This window comes from Enterococcus sp. LJL51, from assembly GCF_049894025.1.
Classification (GTDB): domain Bacteria; phylum Bacillota; class Bacilli; order Lactobacillales; family Enterococcaceae; genus Enterococcus_L.
This window is the reverse complement of sequence record NZ_JBNEQE010000007.1, coordinates 63,779-81,983: the sequence shown is the minus strand read 5'-3', so window position 1 is coordinate 81,983 and position 18,205 is coordinate 63,779. Positions and strand designations below refer to the sequence as shown.

General features: G+C 39.8%; 18 protein-coding genes. 12 read left to right on the top strand and 6 right to left on the bottom strand.

Features of this window, described 5'->3' with window-relative positions; all coding sequences use genetic code 11:
* Positions 1-162: 162 nt before the first annotated feature.
* Entirely contained in the window at positions 163-1,431 is a 1,269-nt protein-coding gene (gene celB, locus ACPWSO_RS08960; protein ID WP_426082617.1) for a PTS cellobiose transporter subunit IIC, read from the bottom strand.
* A gap of 160 nt (positions 1,432-1,591) precedes the next feature.
* On the opposite strand from celB, the gene ACPWSO_RS08955 reads away from it, so the two are divergent.
* Positions 1,592-2,989 carry a glycoside hydrolase family 1 protein gene (locus ACPWSO_RS08955; protein WP_426082616.1) on the top strand — a complete coding sequence of 466 codons (1,398 nt, stop codon included), beginning with the start codon at positions 1,592-1,594 and terminating at the stop codon, positions 2,987-2,989.
* Positions 2,990-3,211: 222 nt separating this feature from the next.
* Positions 3,212-5,647: a hypothetical protein gene (locus ACPWSO_RS08950; RefSeq protein WP_426082614.1), complete on the top strand. Its 2,436-nt coding sequence runs from the start codon at positions 3,212-3,214 to the stop codon at positions 5,645-5,647.
* Between the two features lie 100 nt (positions 5,648-5,747).
* On the opposite strand, the gene ACPWSO_RS08945 is transcribed toward ACPWSO_RS08950, so the two are convergent.
* The gene (locus tag ACPWSO_RS08945; RefSeq protein ID WP_426082612.1) at positions 5,748-6,434 is read right to left on the bottom strand and encodes a 2,3-diphosphoglycerate-dependent phosphoglycerate mutase; all 687 of its coding nucleotides are present in this window, start codon (positions 6,432-6,434) and stop codon (positions 5,748-5,750) included.
* A 279-nt stretch (positions 6,435-6,713) separates the two neighbouring features.
* Here ACPWSO_RS08945 and ACPWSO_RS08940 point away from each other — a divergent pair, with 279 nt between their 5' ends.
* Positions 6,714-7,610: a MerR family transcriptional regulator gene (locus ACPWSO_RS08940; protein WP_426082610.1), complete on the top strand. Its 897-nt coding sequence runs from the start codon at positions 6,714-6,716 to the stop codon at positions 7,608-7,610.
* Between the two features lie 241 nt (positions 7,611-7,851).
* Here ACPWSO_RS08940 and ACPWSO_RS08935 read toward each other — a convergent pair whose 3' ends face one another.
* Together ACPWSO_RS08935 and rpiA are read right to left on the bottom strand one after the other, a co-directional pair.
* Positions 7,852-8,436 (bottom strand): recombinase family protein, encoded by a 585-nt coding sequence (locus ACPWSO_RS08935; RefSeq protein ID WP_426082608.1) that lies wholly within the window; start codon positions 8,434-8,436, stop codon positions 7,852-7,854.
* A gap of 42 nt (positions 8,437-8,478) precedes the next feature.
* Positions 8,479-9,159, bottom strand: coding sequence for a ribose-5-phosphate isomerase RpiA (gene rpiA / locus ACPWSO_RS08930; RefSeq protein ID WP_426082606.1), 681 nt, complete (start codon positions 9,157-9,159; stop codon positions 8,479-8,481).
* A gap of 331 nt (positions 9,160-9,490) precedes the next feature.
* On the opposite strand from rpiA, the gene rpsL reads away from it, so the two are divergent.
* The 4 genes from rpsL to tuf all read left to right on the top strand — a co-directional run bounded on the left by rpsL (position 9,491) and on the right by tuf (position 14,006).
* Positions 9,491-9,910, top strand: coding sequence for a 30S ribosomal protein S12 (gene rpsL / locus ACPWSO_RS08925; protein WP_426082604.1), 420 nt, complete (start codon positions 9,491-9,493; stop codon positions 9,908-9,910).
* A 56-nt stretch (positions 9,911-9,966) separates the two neighbouring features.
* The gene (gene rpsG / locus ACPWSO_RS08920) at positions 9,967-10,437 is read left to right on the top strand and encodes a 30S ribosomal protein S7 (RefSeq protein ID WP_069662405.1); all 471 of its coding nucleotides are present in this window, start codon (positions 9,967-9,969) and stop codon (positions 10,435-10,437) included.
* Between the two features lie 80 nt (positions 10,438-10,517).
* Positions 10,518-12,602 (top strand): elongation factor G, encoded by a 2,085-nt coding sequence (gene fusA / locus ACPWSO_RS08915; protein WP_426082602.1) that lies wholly within the window; start codon positions 10,518-10,520, stop codon positions 12,600-12,602.
* A gap of 216 nt (positions 12,603-12,818) precedes the next feature.
* Complete coding sequence (gene tuf / locus ACPWSO_RS08910; RefSeq protein WP_426082600.1) at positions 12,819-14,006, top strand: elongation factor Tu; 1,188 nt, start codon at positions 12,819-12,821, stop codon at positions 14,004-14,006.
* Positions 14,007-14,152: 146 nt separating this feature from the next.
* On the opposite strand, the gene ACPWSO_RS08905 is transcribed toward tuf, so the two are convergent.
* Both ACPWSO_RS08905 and ACPWSO_RS08900 read right to left on the bottom strand, forming a co-directional pair.
* Positions 14,153-14,704: a DUF2812 domain-containing protein gene (locus ACPWSO_RS08905; protein ID WP_426082598.1), complete on the bottom strand. Its 552-nt coding sequence runs from the start codon at positions 14,702-14,704 to the stop codon at positions 14,153-14,155.
* The gene (locus tag ACPWSO_RS08900) at positions 14,697-15,020 is read right to left on the bottom strand and encodes a PadR family transcriptional regulator (RefSeq protein ID WP_426082596.1); all 324 of its coding nucleotides are present in this window, start codon (positions 15,018-15,020) and stop codon (positions 14,697-14,699) included. The genes ACPWSO_RS08905 and ACPWSO_RS08900 overlap by 8 nt, the downstream gene beginning before the upstream one ends.
* A gap of 203 nt (positions 15,021-15,223) precedes the next feature.
* On the opposite strand from ACPWSO_RS08900, the gene ACPWSO_RS08895 reads away from it, so the two are divergent.
* The 5 genes from ACPWSO_RS08895 to rplW all read left to right on the top strand — a co-directional run bounded on the left by ACPWSO_RS08895 (position 15,224) and on the right by rplW (position 18,196).
* The gene (locus ACPWSO_RS08895; protein WP_426082594.1) at positions 15,224-15,721 is read left to right on the top strand and encodes a DUF1307 domain-containing protein; all 498 of its coding nucleotides are present in this window, start codon (positions 15,224-15,226) and stop codon (positions 15,719-15,721) included.
* Between the two features lie 566 nt (positions 15,722-16,287).
* Complete coding sequence (rpsJ, locus tag ACPWSO_RS08890; protein WP_010734471.1) at positions 16,288-16,596, top strand: 30S ribosomal protein S10; 309 nt, start codon at positions 16,288-16,290, stop codon at positions 16,594-16,596.
* A 30-nt stretch (positions 16,597-16,626) separates the two neighbouring features.
* A complete protein-coding gene (gene rplC, locus ACPWSO_RS08885; RefSeq protein WP_426082592.1) occupies positions 16,627-17,256 on the top strand; it encodes a 50S ribosomal protein L3 in 630 nt (209 codons plus the stop codon).
* A 26-nt stretch (positions 17,257-17,282) separates the two neighbouring features.
* Positions 17,283-17,906: a 50S ribosomal protein L4 gene (gene rplD, locus ACPWSO_RS08880; protein ID WP_426082591.1), complete on the top strand. Its 624-nt coding sequence runs from the start codon at positions 17,283-17,285 to the stop codon at positions 17,904-17,906.
* Positions 17,906-18,196 carry a 50S ribosomal protein L23 gene (gene rplW, locus ACPWSO_RS08875; RefSeq protein WP_426082590.1) on the top strand — a complete coding sequence of 97 codons (291 nt, stop codon included), beginning with the start codon at positions 17,906-17,908 and terminating at the stop codon, positions 18,194-18,196. Before rplD ends, rplW begins: the two co-directional genes overlap by 1 nt.
* Positions 18,197-18,205 lie beyond the last annotated feature (9 nt).

Below are 18,205 nucleotides of genomic sequence, written 5' to 3'. Positions count from 1 at the left end.
CGGACTGGAACACTAGTCAGGCTGACTATGCTCCAGTCCTTAAAAATGAAAGCAGCCTCTTCGAAGTCGAATAGGAATAGACTAAAAATACCAGATGCTGCTTTCGTACGTGCCTGTTTAATTCTTGGAAATTAGTCCTTCACATTTCGTGAGGGTAATGGTCTAAACATCTATATCTACTTGTTTATCCATAATTTTTAAGAATGGGTACCAGATTAGCGCGACGATGATGAAGTCAACCACTTGCAGCAAACCGCCCAGCCATGAGTTGGTAGCCAGAACCCCGCTGGCAATGATTGGCACGGTCCATGGAACAGAAACTCCAGTTGGCGGCGGTACAATACCGGCTGCCATCACTAAATAGTTCAGTGTAGTAACTACGAGAGGAGCCAGCAGCCACGGGATGAAAATAGATGCATTTAGAACAATTGGCAAACCGAAAATAACCGGTTCGTTTACATTGAAGAGGCCAGGTGCTATTGCTAGTCGGCCGACGTCTCTATATTGTTTTTTCTTAAGGAAGAAAGCCATAATCAATACCACTGCCAGTGTCATGCCGGAACCGCCTAAACCAACGGTGAATGTTTCCATAAATGGTTTTGTGATAATATGTGGTAATTCTTTACCAGATTGGTAAGCCTCTAGATTATCCAGCATTAATGTATTCCAGATTGGGTCCATTACTGAGTTGACAATGATTTGTCCATGCAGACCGAAAAACCAAAGGAACTGAACAAAAAAGAGCGCAATTAAGGTTGCCGGAAGACTACTTCCTAAACCAGTTAATGGTTTTTGAATGACTTCATAAATAACATCGTGAAGATTTGTGTTGAAAAAGCCGGTTACTGCTGCATTAATAAAAAGAAAGACAGTTAGTGTACATACAGCTGGGATCAGAGCTGCAAAAGATTTTGATACTGCGGGAGGTACTCCATCAGGCATTTTAATCTGCCAACCCTTTTTAGTAACTCTGCAATAAATTTCCCCTGCAATAAAAGCAGCAAGCATTCCAATGAACATTCCTTTTGCGCCTAAACGATCAAGACTAAGAACCCCGCTAACGGTTTCTCCGCTTTCAGTATCCATAAAAAAGGGTGTCAGAATCAGGAAGCTGGCAAAAGAAACCGCTCCGCCGAAAATGCCTTCTACATCATAGGATTTAGATAAATAATAGCCAATACCAAAAGTAACAAAGACAGACATGATGCTCATTGTAGCGTTTTGCCCGTTTCCGAATAATGAACCCAATGTTCCCTTTAACTCATCGCTGAAAAATGGCAGGTTATTGACAACAACAACAATAGAACCAAACATTGTTAAAGGAAATGACAACATAAATGCATCTCTTAAAACAGTTAGATAACGGTTCTGCCCCAACCAGTTAGCTAAAGGCATGATTTTCTCACCAAGCTTATCCATTAAACCGTTCATGAAAATTCCTCCTAGTTATATAATATGTTTTGCAATCGATTACACAAGTAATATATCATCTTTAAAAATAAATGTCTAGTCATTTATTTTTAAAGTATTGATTTTTTCAGAGTGATAGATTATCATTGAGGTGAGAAAAGGAAAGAGAGGATGGATAGAAATGGCAATATATAAATTTCCCGAAAATTTTTGGTGGGGTTCAGCGGCCAGTGGTCCGCAAACAGAAGGAAGAGTCGCTGAAGACGGCAAGGGTGAAAACATTTGGGATTATTGGTATCAGCAGGAACCAGAAAAGTTTTTCGACCAAGTAGGACCAGAACAAACATCTCGGGTTTACACAAAATATAAAGAAGATATTCAGCTGATGAAAGAAACGGGACACAACAGTTTCAGGACTTCAATCCAATGGAGCCGCTTAATTCCAAATGGAACAGGAGCAGTGAATCCTAAGGCTGTGGATTTCTATAATGACTATATTGATAGCTTAATTGAAGCGGGGATTGAACCCTTTATGAATCTATATCATTTTGACATGCCTTTAAGTCTTCAGGAGCAAGGCGGGTGGCTTAACCGCAAAACAGTGGATGCTTATGTGACCTATGCGAAAACCTGTTTTGAGCTTTTTGGTGATCGGGTGAAGAAATGGTTCACACATAACGAACCGATTGTTCCTGTAGAGGGCGGTTACTTGTATCAGTTCCACTATCCAAATGAGATTAACATGGAGCACGCTGTTCAGGTGGGATATCATGAGGTACTTTCAAGTGCAATGGCAGTTAAAGCCTATCATGAGCTGAATCTCGACGGACAAATCGGTATTATTTTGAACTTAACGCCTAGTTATCCTCGTGATGAAAAGAATCCGGCTGATGTGAAAGCTGCGGCAATGGCAGATGCTTTCTTCAACCGTTCATTTCTTGATCCAGCGGTTAAAGGTGAGTTTCCCTCTGAATTAGTAGAGGTTGTCAAAGAGCTGGATATACTACCTGCTATTGAGCCGGGAGATTTAGAAATAATTAAAGAACACACAATAGACATTCTGGGAATTAACTATTATCAGCCTCGTCGCATCAAAGCGAAGGAATCTGAAATAGATCACAGTCACGGTCCGATGCCGGATGATTATTTTGACAATTATGACATGCCAGGGAAAAAGATGAATCCCTACCGCGGCTGGGAAATTTATGAAAAAGGCATCTATGATATCTTGACTAATGTTCGTGAGAACTATGGGAATATTCCCTGCTATATTTCGGAAAACGGTATGGGGGTAGAAGGTGAAGAACAGTATATAAATGCAGATGGGATGATAGAGGATGATTATCGCATTGATTTTGTTAAAGATCATCTGCGTTACGTACACAAAGCGTTGGAAGAAGGCAGTGGTTGTCTAGGATACCACATGTGGACCTGTATGGATAACTGGTCTTGGATGAACGCCTATAAGAATCGTTATGGTTTCATTGCGGTTGACCTGAACCAGGAAGGCAAGAGAACAATTAAAAAATCTGGCTACTGGTACAAAACAGTTTCAGAAAGCAATGGATTTGAAGATTAACACCAAAACTACTCCAGAGTATGATTTAATCATGTTCTGGGGTAGTTTTTATTGTTCAGGCAGCTGTCGAACAACGGAAAGGTGATTAGGTTTTTATTGTATGTTAATTTCTTCTATTATGATTAATAAATGTTCCGAAGAAAGAATATTATGTTATTATTTTAGTTGTAAGCTTATAAAAAAGGAGTAGGTAAGTTTACGATTAAAAAAGGAGGAAATAGCATGAAAAAGAAAAAATGGTTATTAGGTATGGTTGTGTTGGCTGGTTTAGGAGGTCCTGCCGGATCGGTATTTGCAGATGAAACCCAAGTACCTGTTGAAGGTGTGATTGAAGAGGTACAAACAGAAGCTTCGGCAGATGGATTAATAAATCCATTAAGTGCCTCAACTGTTACAGATTTTTCTGTAGAACAAGTAAGAAAGATTCAGGACTATCAAAAAAAGTATAAAGAGATACGAAGCAAGGAAGCGTTTGATGATAAGTTTGATATCAATCCAATCATTGGTCCGGAGCAATATACGACAGGTACATTTAAAACGTCTACATTGGAAAATGCAACAGACTACATTAATCTGCTAAGAGAGAGCGCGGGACTTACCCCTGTTACCGTTTCGCAAGCAAGAGTAAGTATTGCTCAACATGCTGCAGTAGGGATTGCCTCGCTTAGAGTAATCGATCATAACATTGGAACAAAGTACACAAAGCCTGAGGGAATGACTGATAGCTTTTGGCAGGAGGCTTCCAATGGTGCGCGTTTAAGTAATTTGGCGAGGAGTGTTCGTAGTCCGTTTTATGGGGAAGCAATCCCAACGCTGAATGAATATAGCGATTTATACATGTTTGATTACGGAAATGGAAATCAATCAGTTGGACACAGAAGAATTGTTTTGAATCCATGGTATCAAACAATTGGCTTTGGCTTTGCTGAACTCGATGTTCCTGAAAGAAGAGAGGTCGAATACTCAGCTGCCCTTTATGCCCAAGGCGATGGCTCGTATACTGTGCCGGATGATTCTATTGTTACTTGGCCAACAGAATCAGTTTTTCCAATACAGGATATGAAAAAATATAACTACAATCTTCGCTGGTCAGCGAGTTTTAACTCAAATGGTTATGATTTTGATCGGAATAACTTGAAGGTTACACTGAAAAATAATAAAAGTGGTCAGGAATGGCATTTTTCAGATACACAAAAAGATGGTGAATATACCGTTGTTGCGAACAGCTGGGGATATGACACAGTGGTCTTTGCACCAAATGAAATCAATTATGCTGAAGGTGATGAATTCACTGTTAAAGTAGAAGGATTAAGCGGGAAAAAGGATTCTTATGAATACACAACAAGACTTTATGATTTGAATAAAGAATACAAAGTGCCGTTGGAAGATTTCAAATTCGAAGAATCATTTATAAAAATGCAGCAAGGTGAAGTGAGAAATCTGAATCTAAGTTATTTACCCGAGGATGCAGAATATACAGGGAAAATGATTTGGAGCAGCTCTAATGCTAATTTGGTCAGTGTGTCGCAAGATGGGGTTCTTACTGCCAAAGCAGCTACAGGGAGCAGCGTGACAATCACTGCTAAAACAGAGGACGGAAAGCTAAGTAAAACCATTAAGGCTTCTGTTGCGACTGTCCAACCGGCGGCAACAAGGGAAGATGCGCCAGAAATTAATCCTGGTTTTCCAGCAGCTGATAGTCAGTCTACTCGAATTTTCGTCAATCAAACAGGATGGGTGAAATTCAAAGCGGATGAAGCAGCAATGTATTCGCTAGCTGGTGGTTTGAATGGAAACAACGTCGTTAATCAAAAATCAGAAATCAATTTCTATAATGAATGGGAGAACCGTTCTTTGGGGTATTATTCGGCACATAGAAGAACGTCTAATTCATCATCTGTATCATCAAAAGCACCCGTATACTATGGTGCTGGAGAGTATGTCTATTTGAAGCTTTCTACAAATATGGATGGCGAACCATTTTACTTTGTCTTACAGCGAACTACGAAAGATGCTCAACCTATCTATACCACGCAGCTAACGATTCCATACAAATGTAAACCATTGTTGAATCCTGGTAATTCGGTATCCTTCTCATACAAGGTAGATAGCTATACAACAAAACCAAATGATGTTCAGTACTTCTCAGATGATGAAAAGATTGCTGAAGTTGTTAGTGATGGAGCGAACCGCTTTAAGATTATTGGGAAAGCACCTGGAAAAACTACGATTCGTGTCAAAGAGATGAGTGGCAGTAATCAGGAAGAATTTGTGGAAGTTGAAGTATTTTCTTTAGGTCAAACGCAGGAGACAGCTGTAGAAGTTGCACCGAATTTTGGTATGGGATTTGGCATGGGAACAATTTATGCGAATCAGTCAGGTTGGCTTAAATTTAAAGCACCTGAAACAGCGAAATATAAAGTGCAGGATCTTTGGTCACAAGATACAGCTACCTCTAGTCATAGAATAGAAACGAATTTTTATGATGATGCACAATGGAGAGGGTATTACTTTGCAGATTGCGCGAAAGGCGGAAGCAGTGCTTCAACAGGTGGGAATTTACCATTGACTTATGAAGCAGGGACGTATATCTATGTACATTTAGCGAATCGTAAAGCCGGCGCGCCTTATTATGTAAGTTTTAACTATTCAAAATAGCAGGAAAATAGAATGAGCTTGTTCATTACTTTTTAATGCTATTGGAATTTGAAAAAACCGCCGTTCTGACTTACTCAGAACGGCGGTTTTTCTTAATTTCTTATAGATAATATTTCTTAGCAACAGTTAAATCATCGTTTAATTCATAAACAAGCGGCTGACCTGTTGGGATTTCTAAATCCATGATATCGTCATCAGAGATACCTTCGATATGTTTAGCTAATGCACGTAAAGAGTTACCGTGAGCAGCAACTAAAACAGTTTTGTTATCTAATAAAGCAGGAGCGATTTCATCTTGCCAAAAAGGTAACGCACGTTCCAAAGTTACTTTCAGGTTTTCTCCACCAGGTACATCACGTTGGTCAAGCATTGCATAACGACGATCGTTTGCAGCAGAACCAGGATCAGTAGTTTCTAATAGTGGAGGAAGTGTGTCATAAGAACGACGCCAGATGTGAACCTGTTCATCTCCGTATTTTTCAGCTGTTTCTTTTTTGTTCAATCCTTGTAATTTTCCGTAATGACGTTCGTTTAAGCGCCATGATTTTACTTGGGGTACCCATAATTGATCTGAGTTTTCTAAAATCAGATTACAAGTCTTGATAGCACGTGTTAATACTGAAGTAAATGCTACGTCAAATTCGATTCCGGCTTCTTTAATTTTGCGTCCGCCTTCTTTTGCTTCTTCGATACCTTCAGGTGCTAAATCTACATCAACCCATCCAGTAAACTGGTTTAATGCATTCCATTCACTAAGTCCGTGACGAGAAAAAACTAATTTTGGCATAATAAGTCTCCTTTGTGTATAGTTTCTGAAAATTTCAGTACGTGCTTATTGTACAACGTTTTTTCGTCAATTTCCAATGAAAATTTTTGAAACAAGCAGAAATTAAGAAAAAATTGCTTCTGTCTCACTATTTATTCGGATTTTAGAGAAGGCAGAGTTTGGACATTTAGTTATGTCCCAAACTTATCTTAAAAAAAGGATGGAAAAGCAAGAAAGGGTTGTAATTGACGTAAGGACAACTGATAGAATAAGGGTAGCAAGAAGCTAGGAGGGATGAAGATGAGTATCTCGATACAAAGACTCGCCAAAGAGCTGGGGGTTACCAGCAGAACAATCAGATATTGGGAGGCTGTCGGGCTGACAACTAGTATTAGGAATCCGGAATCTGGTTGGCGGATGTATTCAATGGAAGAAGTACTAAAGATAAAAATCATACACTGTCTGAGAAGCTGGCATTTCTCAATCAAAGAAGTTTCTCAGTTTTTAGCAGCTCCGTCTTATCGACAGTTGGCTAACTTGACAGATAAAAAAATAAAACAGCAGCAGTTAGAGAAAAAAGAACTATCCGAGGAATTAGATAGACTAGAAAATTTGAAACAATATTTACAAGAATTAATGAAAAATACCGAAGCAGAAAATCATTTAGAATGGGGGGAGAAGCTAATGGACAGATTTAAACGGATTCAAGATAAAGCGGAGCTTCAGGCTGGGAATGAGCTAACCTTTGCCTTATTGCCAGCTATGCGTATGGCCTATACGGTGGTGGTGAATAAAGAGCCTGAAAGTGAAGCGTTAGAGAAAATGCTATTATGGCTGGAAGCAGAAGAACTGCTGGGAACGGCTCGGATTTTTGGCGGGGATATGCCGCCGAAAGCTAAAAAGGCTGGGGATCCTTATGGCTATGGTGTCTGTGCATCAATCCCCAAAAATATTCAACTGCCTGGCGACATGAAAGAATTGCTGCTGCCGGGAGGTGTGTATGCTGTTTTTGAAAGTACAGAGAACATTCCTGCGTCATGGGGACAGCTAATGCTGCAGCTTAAGCAAAACAAAGTCTATACCTCAGACCGGTCAAGACTTTGTTTGGAAGAACATATAAAAATAATAGATGAAAAGGGGAATGAAAGCTATCGTCTTCAATTGTTTGAACCAGTAAAGAAAAGAGTAGGCTGTTGAGGAGCTGTTAACGAAGAAAGAGATAAATTATGCCGTGGAAACACAGTGGGCTTTTCATACGCTCCTGTGTTTCCACGGCATTTATGTTTTTTGAACATGAAAATTACCTGTGCATCTGCTAGTTTTTGTCTCTACTCTGATTGGAACAGCAATTATATAGAAATATTCTTCTCCGCCTCAGCAGCTTGCTGAAGTCCGGCATAAAAGATAGAGGTAGACTAGCTAAGTAAACATTGAGCTATTACTTGTTAAGCTGCTCGGTTTCTGCTTCAGAAAGGTTAATATACTTATAACAGGTTCCGATAGAAACCCGGCACTTTGCTGCAATAATTTGAACATTTTCGTGTTTTTCGTAGTACATTTGGCGAATGCGGCGGATTGTTTTAAAATCGATTTTTGGTCGCCCGCCAACCTTGCCTTTTTTGCGGGCATTCGTTAGGCCTACTAATGTCCGTTCTTTGATGAGTTCGCACTCCATCTGAGCTAAGCCGTCCATTAATCTAAAGTAGACGCCGCCTTCAGGTCCACGGGTATCAATGCCTTCTTCAAGGCTGACCAGATGAATTCCGCTCTTTTTGAAAAGCTGAGTCAAATCTGTAAGCTGTCTGGTTGATTTTCCAAGATGATTCAGCCGGCAAATTACAAGGGTATCTCGCTCCTCCAGTGTATCAATCACCGTATCCAGAAGGGAACAGGCTGGGATGTCCCCAGCAGGCTCAAATGTTTCCTGGTAGATTTTGTCACAGCCGTAGTTTGACAAGAGTGAAAGCTGTGTATCCAAATTGCATTCGTTAATGGTTGTTCGTGCATAGCCGATTAAATTCATTATATCTCCCTTCTTCTATGCTTAGCTTTGGATTTTGCGGTATTACTTTTGAGTATTCGGAATAGTCAGCGGACCTTGTTCACGTCCGACAATTACCGTAGAAACAATTTTTAGAAAAAGTCCGTGTTCTACAACACCAACCAACTGATCCAAATAAGCACCCAAAGCTATTGGATCTTCAATCACATCAAGCTGGAGGTCGATGATGTAATGCCCGCCATCTGTTACCAAAACCTTATTATCAGTTGTCTTTCTCAACGCTGGCTGGTAGCCCTTTTCTTCAAAAAGTCGAAGCAGTTGTTGGCTGCCGTAGGGAATTACTTCTACAGGCAGAGGAAATGCCCCCAGTTTATCTACCATTTTTGATTCATCCACAATCCAGATGTTTTTTTTCGAATAAGAGGCAACAATCTTTTCAAAAAGCAACGCCGCTCCTCCGCCTTTAATTCCGTGGAAATCAGCACTGACTTCATCTGCACCGTCGATAGTCAAATCGACGTAAGGAACATCATCGATGCTTTTCAAAGGAATTCCCAGTTCAGCAGCTTGTCTTTCTGTTGCCTTTGAAGTAGTAACACCAATAATCGACAGGTTTTCTTCTCTGATTCGCCGGCCGATTTCGTCCACCATGTATTTTGCAGTAGAGCCAGTACCTAGACCTACAATCATTCCATCTTCGACATATTTTGCAGCTTCTATTCCGACCATTTGTTTAAGGTTCATTTCAGTGCATGCTCCTTTCGGTTTATCAAAAATATTGTACCGTGGATTCCCAAGAAAAGATAGGAAGATCAACAAGAAAAATTCTAAAAATAACAGAAAGATAAAACTGTGTTTTTTACATTTAAATAGTCAGGAAAAGCTTGACATAGTAGATATATCATGATATTCTAGCGAAGGTGCTTTATGTACAGGTCTCTTTCCGGAGACGTGCTGACTGTCTATCAAAGCATATTTGATAAAGGATGCATAGATGCATTATTTTTTATCGCAAAAAAAGAACCACCTGGATGTGTGGAACTAGAAGCGAATTGAGGAAGGAGGAAAACAAGGAATGCCTACAATTAACCAATTAGTACGTAAACCTCGTAAATCAAAGGTGGAAAAATCTAACTCACCTGCATTGAACAAAGGATATAACAGCTTTAAGAAAGCCCAAACAAATGTGAACTCTCCGCAAAAACGTGGGGTGTGTACACGTGTGGGAACTATGACACCTAAAAAACCGAACTCAGCTTTGCGTAAATATGCCCGTGTTCGTTTGTCAAACTTGATTGAAGTTACAGCTTATATTCCAGGAATCGGACACAATCTGCAAGAGCATAGCGTTGTATTGCTGCGCGGCGGACGTGTAAAAGATTTACCAGGGGTACGTTACCATATCGTTCGTGGTGCGCTTGATACTGCCGGTGTTACTGACCGTAAACAAAGCCGCTCTAAATATGGTACTAAAAGACCTAAAGCTGCTAATTAATTTGACATTAACTGACATATACTATAGAAGAAATATTTCGGAAGGAGGAGTTACGGATGCCTCGTAAAGGTCCAGTTGCAAAACGTGATGTTTTACCAGATCCTATTTATAACTCAAAATTAGTAACTCGCTTAATCAACCGTGTAATGGTTGATGGAAAACGCGGGATTGCTGCTAACATTATCTATAATTCATTTGATATCATCAAAGAATCTACAGGTAACGACCCATTGGAAGTGTTTGAGCAAGCAATGAAGAACGTTATGCCTGTTCTTGAAGTTAAAGCACGTCGTGTTGGGGGTTCTAACTACCAAGTACCAGTTGAAGTTCGTCCAGAGCGTCGTACAACACTAGGTTTACGTTGGGTAGTTAACTACGCACGTCTGCGCGGTGAACATACAATGGAACAACGTCTAGCTAAAGAAATCATGGACGCTGCCAACAATACTGGTGCTTCAGTTAAGAAACGTGAAGACACTCATAAAATGGCAGATGCCAACCGTGCGTTTGCACATTACCGTTGGTAAAATCCTCTCTGCGTGCACATTTACTGACGTAGGAATTGACTTGATATATTTATTTAAACAAGAGAGGAGAACAAATCAGAATGGCAAGAGAATTTTCATTGGAAAAAACTCGTAATATTGGTATCATGGCTCACGTTGATGCAGGTAAAACTACAACAACAGAGCGTATCTTGTATTATACTGGTAAAATCCATAAAATCGGTGAAACTCACGAAGGAGCTTCACAGATGGACTGGATGGAACAGGAGCAAGAGCGTGGGATTACGATTACCTCTGCTGCAACAACTGCACAGTGGAACGGCTACCGCGTAAATATCATCGATACACCGGGACACGTTGACTTCACAATTGAAGTACAGCGTTCGTTGCGTGTACTAGATGGAGCAGTAACAGTACTTGACTCACAATCAGGGGTTGAGCCTCAGACTGAAACGGTTTGGCGTCAGGCAACTGATTATAGAGTTCCCCGTATTGTTTTCTGTAACAAAATGGATAAAATCGGTGCAGACTTCCTGTACTCTGTAAACTCATTACATGATCGTTTACAGGCAAATGCTCATCCAATTCAATTACCAATCGGTGCTGAAGATGATTTCACTGGAATTATTGACCTGATCAAAATGAAAGCTGAAATCTACACAAATGATTTAGGAACTGATATTCAAGAAACTGATATCCCGGAAGATTATTTGGAGTTAGCAACTGAATGGCGTGAAAAATTAGTTGAGGCTGTTGCTGAAACTGATGAAGAATTGATGATGAAATATCTTGAAGGTGAAGAAATTACTGAAGAAGAGTTGAAAGCGGGTATCCGTCAAGCAACAATCAACGTTGAATTCTTCCCAGTATTAGCTGGTTCAGCCTTCAAAAACAAAGGTGTTCAATTGATGTTGGATGCGGTACTTGATTACCTGCCTTCACCACTTGACATCGATGCAATCAAAGGGGTTGACGTTAAGACAGACGAAGAAACTACTCGTCCTGCCGATGACGAAGGTCCGTTTGCATCATTAGCATTTAAAGTTATGACTGACCCGTTCGTTGGTCGTTTAACATTCTTCCGTGTATACTCTGGTGTTCTTGAAAGTGGTTCATATGTATTGAACGCTTCTAAAGACAAAAAAGAGCGTATCGGACGTATCCTGCAAATGCACGCGAATACACGTCAAGAAATTGATAAAGTGTACTCAGGTGATATTGCAGCAGCTGTTGGTCTGAAAGATACAACAACTGGGGATACATTATGTGCTTTAGACGCACCAGTTATTCTTGAATCAATCGAGTTCCCAGAACCGGTTATCCAAGTAGCTGTTGAGCCTAAATCAAAAGCTGACCAAGATAAAATGGGTGTGGCTCTGCAAAAACTTGCAGAAGAAGATCCATCATTCCGCGTTGAAACAAACGTTGAAACTGGTGAAACAGTTATCTCTGGTATGGGTGAGCTGCACTTAGACGTATTGGTTGACCGTATGAGACGTGAGTTCAAGGTTGAAGCAAACGTTGGAGCTCCTCAAGTATCTTATCGTGAAACATTCCGTTCTGCGACTAAAGCAGAAGGTAAGTTTGTACGTCAGTCTGGTGGTAAAGGACAATACGGTCACGTATGGGTTGAATTTACACCAAACGAAGAAGGTAAAGGATTTGAATTCGAAAACGCAATTGTCGGTGGTGTGGTTCCTCGTGAATACATCCCAGCTGTTGAAAAAGGATTAGCAGATTCAATGAACAATGGTGTGCTTGCCGGCTATCCATTAGTTGATATCAAAGCTAAGCTTTACGATGGTTCTTACCATGATGTCGATTCAAATGAAACTGCCTTCCGTGTTGCGGCTTCTATGGCACTGCGCGCGGCTGCTAAAAATGCAAATCCGGTTATTTTGGAACCGATGATGAAAGTAACAGTTACTGTACCAGAAGATTACCTAGGTGATATTATGGGACACGTTACAAGCCGTCGGGGACGTGTTGAAGGTATGGAAGCTCACGGTAATTCACAAATCGTGAACGCAATCGTTCCTTTGGCTGAAATGTTCGGCTATGCAACAACTCTTCGTTCTGCAACGCAAGGACGCGGAACATTCATGATGGTATTTGACCACTATGAAGATGTACCTAAATCTGTACAAGAAGAAATCATCAAGAAAAACGGCGGAAAATCTGAATAATAACCAAGGTCGAGTTTGAAATGCTGATTAGCTGTGGTTGTGACCAAGGCTAGGTGTTTTAAGACGCTAGATATTCAGTTTTGTTTAAAGCTGTATTTGGGACTATGCTTTTTTAGAGATTTCAGGTAAAATAATTAAAGATGATCAGGCGGTCGTAGAGCCGCCTATCAGATATACAAAAAATAAATCATTTGATTTTAGGAGGAACATTTTAAAATGGCTAAAGAAAAATTTGACCGTTCTAAACCCCATGTAAACATTGGTACTATTGGACACGTTGACCATGGTAAAACTACATTAACTGCTGCAATTGCTACAGTATTAGCTAAACACGGTGGCGGAGAAGCTGCCAGCTATGCTGAAATCGATAACGCTCCTGAAGAAAAAGAACGTGGAATTACAATCAACACTTCTCACATCGAGTATGAAACAGACGCACGTCACTATGCGCACGTTGACTGCCCAGGACACGCGGACTACGTTAAAAACATGATTACTGGTGCTGCACAAATGGACGGAGCTATCTTAGTAGTATCTGCTGCTGATGGTCCTATGCCTCAAACTCGTGAGCACATCCTGTTGTCTCGTAACGTTGGTGTACCATACATCGTTGTTTTCTTGAACAAAATGGATATGGTTGATGACGAAGAATTACTTGAATTAGTAGAAATGGAAGTTCGCGATCTATTGTCAGAATACGACTTCCCAGGTGATGACACTCCTGTTGTTGCTGGTTCTGCTTTGAAAGCTCTTGAAGGCGACGCTTCATACGAAGAAAAAATTCTTGAGTTGATGGCTGCTGTGGATGAATACATCCCAACACCAACTCGTGATACTGACAAACCATTCATGATGCCAGTTGAGGATGTATTCTCAATTACTGGACGTGGAACTGTTGCAACTGGACGTGTTGAACGTGGACAAGTTCGTGTTGGTGACGAAATCGAAATCGTTGGTATTCAAGAAGAAACTTCTAAAACAACTGTTACAGGTGTTGAAATGTTCCGTAAATTGTTGGATTACGCTGAAGCGGGAGACAACATTGGTGCATTACTACGTGGTGTAGCACGTGAAGAAATCGAACGTGGACAAGTATTAGCTAAACCAGCTACAATCACTCCACATACAAAATTTAAAGCTGAAGTTTACGTTTTATCAAAAGAAGAAGGCGGACGTCACACTCCATTCTTCACTAACTACCGTCCTCAGTTCTACTTCCGTACAACTGACGTAACTGGTGTAGTTGAATTGCCAGAAGGAACTGAAATGGTTATGCCTGGCGATAACGTAACTATGGACGTTGAACTAATCCACCCAATCGCAATCGAAGACGGAACTCGTTTCTCTATTCGTGAAGGCGGACGTACTGTTGGTTCAGGCGTTGTTACTGAAATCACTAAATAATTCGTTTTAATATAAATAAAACTGATTTGGAAAAATCGGTGTACTCGGACGTAACTCCAGAGGGATTTCCCTCTGGAGTTTTTTGGTTAATAAAAAAGTATCAGAATCAATCTGATTCTAATACTTCAGGTAACCTTATGCAGTATTTACAATAAAGTGTTTTGTTCGATGATTTTATTTAGCTTTAGATAGTTTCTGACAGCTATTCCAATCGCCAGCAATGCTAAGGATAAGTAAAAAAATGTAAATAAATGTCCCCAGAAAGAACGAGTGTTTATTAAAAAATTTGTCGTATAAACAAATAGGAAAATTAATGTAGGGAAAATAATCAGCCATTGATAGCTCATAATCTTTTTTGCCATTTCCGCTCTGGAAGCAGCATCGTTGAAAATCATATTTTCTTCCATTGCTTCTGATTTTACCTTTCTGAAATAATACCAGCCGTTGAAAGTGAAAAAATGCTCCCATCCGCAGTCTGCGAATAACAGTAGATAGTCCGCCTCGTCTTGTTCTTTTTTCTGTTTAAAATCTAGTTGATAAATATAGTCTTCTGGTTCACACTTTTCAAAAGTATACTGCCAGCCCAGAGCTTTGAAATTAATCATTTTCCAGCCGGCTTTATGCATGGACTGCAGAAAAAGCTCCTCGTCAAGGTAGTCGGCTAAGCTAAAAAACTTTCTTATATGTTTTCTATTCATATGACTTCTCTCCTATGCTATTTTTATAAAGCCGTTGAATTCTCAATTTTTCAAGCAGCAAAACTTCTGTTCCTGATTCAGTCAATGCATATATTTTCCTGCGGTTCTCTTCTGCGACTACTTGAATTAATCCGTCTTGTTCCATTTTACTTAAGCTGCCGTACATGGTTCCTGCGCTTATGATAATTTCGTTATCAGTTAGTTCTTTGACAAACTGAATAATACTGTAGCCATGTCTTTTTGACTGTAGGGAATAAAGAATATAAAAGCCGGTTTCTGTCATAGGGCTGTATATCCGCCTGATTTTTTCATCCATCTTTAAAAATTCCCTTCTTTTATATATATCGAGCCTCTATATATCGTATCTCTATATTAGGTCAAGAATGAGTGTAAGTCAATCCGGTGAAAGAAACAAAATTTTCTATGGCTATTAGAAAATTACTAGCTAAAAAAAGATTGATATATCATAAAAAAAGAATTACGATTGTTAGTAAGGATAAAAATGTAGGGGGGAAGAAAATGAAAAAAGTTTTGAGAAAAGGGTGGCTGCTGCCGATACTTCTAATCTGTCTAATTGCAACCGGCTGTTCTACTGGTGGTTCAACGAGTAAACGTAAGAATAGTAATTTAGCTACCACGGTTTTTGAAATGAAACAGGATGGAGTGGAGATGGAAATCATCTATACTCATAATGGGGATAAAGTAGTGAAGCAGGAAACGTATTCTACGATTGAATATGAGCCGTTAAACATCTCTTCTAAAGAAGAGGCAGAGGAAATGTTTTCTTTTGTAAAGGATGAATATGATGTTAAAGGGATTACCTATAAAGCGGATTATCAGGAAGATAAAATGGTTGAAAAGGTCGTTGTTGATTATGAAGTAGCCGACCTTAAAGAAGTGATGACGCTTATGGGAACTATTACCGATGGATCAGAAGAAGATAGAGTTGTAAAATATATTAGTATGAAGCAGTCCAAAGAGATGCTGCTGGAACAAGGGTATACAGAGAAGAAATAGAGAATCAACAAACTAATCAAATGAAAAACACTTCCAGAATAAGCGGGAAGTGTTTTTTTGCTCGAAACAGCTAAAAGAAAAAATAGGATAGAAGTTTTTTGAAGAAATACCGATTAATATTATAGTAGTAATCGAACATGATTGCTAAAAACCAGAGGGATATTAAAATCAGCGGGAAGTTTGGCTAAACTACTTATAGAAGTTAAAAGAAGGAGTCGCTGGATTTATAAGGCTGAAATAGTATGAGAGTGATGTGACTGTATTGATCTAGAAGAAGAAATCAAGCGTAAAATTGAATAAATAAGTAGAGAAAAAATATAAAATGAAAATCATGAAAATAAATCTGAAAACCTTGAAAAAAACCTTGCTATCTCGGCTTTTCTGTAATATAATCATAAAGGTGCTGTTTACAGGAGTGTGAAAAGCACTGGTAAATCTGAAAAAGATTTTACCGGCTAGGAAACGAGAGGTTGCGACACGCCCGGACGCTTTGCCATGGACGAGCGTGACGGAGATTTTCGTGGAGCCATGTCTACTTTTCAAAATAGGCGAAGGAGGGAAACAAGATGGCAAAACAAAAAATTCGTATCCGTTTAAAAGCGTATGAACATCGTATTTTAGATCAATCAGCGGATAAAATCGTAGAAACTGCAAAAAGAACTGGAGCTGGCGTATCTGGTCCAATTCCATTACCAACTGAACGCAGTCTTTACACTGTTATTCGTGCGACACATAAATACAAAGATTCACGCGAACAATTCGAAATGCGTACTCACAAACGTCTGATTGACATTGTGAACCCAACACCAAAAACAGTTGATGCTTTAATGAAGCTTGACTTACCATCTGGTGTGAACATTGAGATCAAACTATAATAAAAAAAACAAGATGATGGAGGTGTACTCATGACCAAAGGAATCTTAGGGAAAAAAGTCGGAATGACGCAAATCTTTACAGAATCTGGTGAGCTGATCCCGGTAACAGTTGTAGAAGCTACTCCTAATGTAGTACTACAAGTGAAAACAACTGGAACAGACGGCTACGAAGCAATTCAAGTCGGGTACCAAGACAAACGTGAAGTATTAGCGAACAAACCTGCGAAAGGTCATGTTGCAAAAGCAAACACGGCTCCTAAGCGCTTCATTAAGGAATTCAAAGATGTTGAGCTGGGAGAATATAAAGTTGGAGACGAAATCGCTGTAGATGTTTTCCAAGCAGGAGACATCGTTGATGTTACAGGTACTACGAAAGGTAAAGGATTCCAAGGGGTTATCAAACGCCATGGACAAAGCCGCGGACCAATGTCTCACGGTTCCCGTTACCACCGTCGTCCTGGGTCAATGGGTCCAGTTGCACCAAACCGTGTGTTTAAAAATAAAAAGCTTGCCGGCCGTATGGGTGGCAACCGCGTAACAATTCAAAACCTTGAAATTGTTAGAGTGGACGCAGACAAAAACGTAATTCTGATCAAAGGAAACATTCCTGGATCTAAAAAATCATTAATCACAATCAAATCAGCTGTAAAAGCTAAATAATCGTGTAGGAAAGGAGGAACTAAGGAATGCCGAATGTAGCATTATTTAAACAAGATGGAACTCAAAATGGTGAAATCACTTTAAACGAAGAAATCTTCGGAATCGAACCAAATGAAAGTGTTGTATACGATGCAATCATCATGCAGCGCGCTTCATTAAGACAGGGAACACATGCTGTGAAAAACCGCAGTGCTGTTCGCGGCGGTGGCCGTAAGCCATGGCGTCAAAAAGGAACAGGTCGTGCCCGTCAAGGTTCAATCCGTTCACCACAATGGCGTGGAGGTGGCGTAGTTTTCGGACCAACACCACGTTCTTACAGCTACAAACTTCCTAAAAAAGTTCGTCGTTTAGCAATGAAATCTGTATTGTCAGAAAAAGTTGCTGAAAGTAATCTGGTAGCAGTTGAAGGCTTGAACTTCGACGCACCAAAAACAAAAGAATTCAGACAAGTTCTTGGTAATTTGTCTATCGATACAAAAGTATTGGTGGTTCTTGAACCTGAGAATGACTTTGCAGCATTATCTGCTCGTAACTTGCCAAACGTAACAGTTGTCACTTCAGACAACATCAGCGTATTGGATATTGTTTCAAGCCAAAAAATGCTAGCAACGCAAACTGCTCTTACTCAAATTGAGGAGGTGCTTGCATAATGAACTTACTAGACGTAATCAAACGCCCGGTAATCACTGAGAAATCAATGCTTGCTATGGACGAACAAAAATATACGTTCGAAGTAGACGTTCGCGCGAACAAAACTTTAGTGAAACAAGCTGTTGAAGCTGCGTTTGACGTAAAAGTTAAAAACGTGAATATCATCAACGTGCGTCCTAAATTCAAACGCATGGGCAAATATGCAGGATATACTAAAAAACGTCGCAAAGCTATTGTGACATTGACTGAAGATTCAAAAGGAATTCAAATTTTCGAAGCTGCTGAATAAAAGCAGAAC

Coding starts and splice junctions, on each gene's coding strand:
- celB (WP_426082617.1), bottom strand. CDS start 1,431: ATGAACGGTTTAATGGATAAGCTTGGTGAGAAAATCATGCCTTTAGCT.
- ACPWSO_RS08955 (WP_426082616.1), top strand. CDS start 1,592: ATGGCAATATATAAATTTCCCGAAAATTTTTGGTGGGGTTCAGCGGCC.
- ACPWSO_RS08950 (WP_426082614.1), top strand. CDS start 3,212: ATGAAAAAGAAAAAATGGTTATTAGGTATGGTTGTGTTGGCTGGTTTA.
- ACPWSO_RS08945 (WP_426082612.1), bottom strand. CDS start 6,434: ATGCCAAAATTAGTTTTTTCTCGTCACGGACTTAGTGAATGGAATGCA.
- ACPWSO_RS08940 (WP_426082610.1), top strand. CDS start 6,714: ATGAGTATCTCGATACAAAGACTCGCCAAAGAGCTGGGGGTTACCAGC.
- ACPWSO_RS08935 (WP_426082608.1), bottom strand. CDS start 8,436: ATGAATTTAATCGGCTATGCACGAACAACCATTAACGAATGCAATTTG.
- rpiA (WP_426082606.1), bottom strand. CDS start 9,159: ATGAACCTTAAACAAATGGTCGGAATAGAAGCTGCAAAATATGTCGAA.
- rpsL (WP_426082604.1), top strand. CDS start 9,491: ATGCCTACAATTAACCAATTAGTACGTAAACCTCGTAAATCAAAGGTG.
- rpsG (WP_069662405.1), top strand. CDS start 9,967: ATGCCTCGTAAAGGTCCAGTTGCAAAACGTGATGTTTTACCAGATCCT.
- fusA (WP_426082602.1), top strand. CDS start 10,518: ATGGCAAGAGAATTTTCATTGGAAAAAACTCGTAATATTGGTATCATG.
- tuf (WP_426082600.1), top strand. CDS start 12,819: ATGGCTAAAGAAAAATTTGACCGTTCTAAACCCCATGTAAACATTGGT.
- ACPWSO_RS08905 (WP_426082598.1), bottom strand. CDS start 14,704: ATGAATAGAAAACATATAAGAAAGTTTTTTAGCTTAGCCGACTACCTT.
- ACPWSO_RS08900 (WP_426082596.1), bottom strand. CDS start 15,020: ATGGATGAAAAAATCAGGCGGATATACAGCCCTATGACAGAAACCGGC.
- ACPWSO_RS08895 (WP_426082594.1), top strand. CDS start 15,224: ATGAAAAAAGTTTTGAGAAAAGGGTGGCTGCTGCCGATACTTCTAATC.
- rpsJ (WP_010734471.1), top strand. CDS start 16,288: ATGGCAAAACAAAAAATTCGTATCCGTTTAAAAGCGTATGAACATCGT.
- rplC (WP_426082592.1), top strand. CDS start 16,627: ATGACCAAAGGAATCTTAGGGAAAAAAGTCGGAATGACGCAAATCTTT.
- rplD (WP_426082591.1), top strand. CDS start 17,283: ATGCCGAATGTAGCATTATTTAAACAAGATGGAACTCAAAATGGTGAA.
- rplW (WP_426082590.1), top strand. CDS start 17,906: ATGAACTTACTAGACGTAATCAAACGCCCGGTAATCACTGAGAAATCA.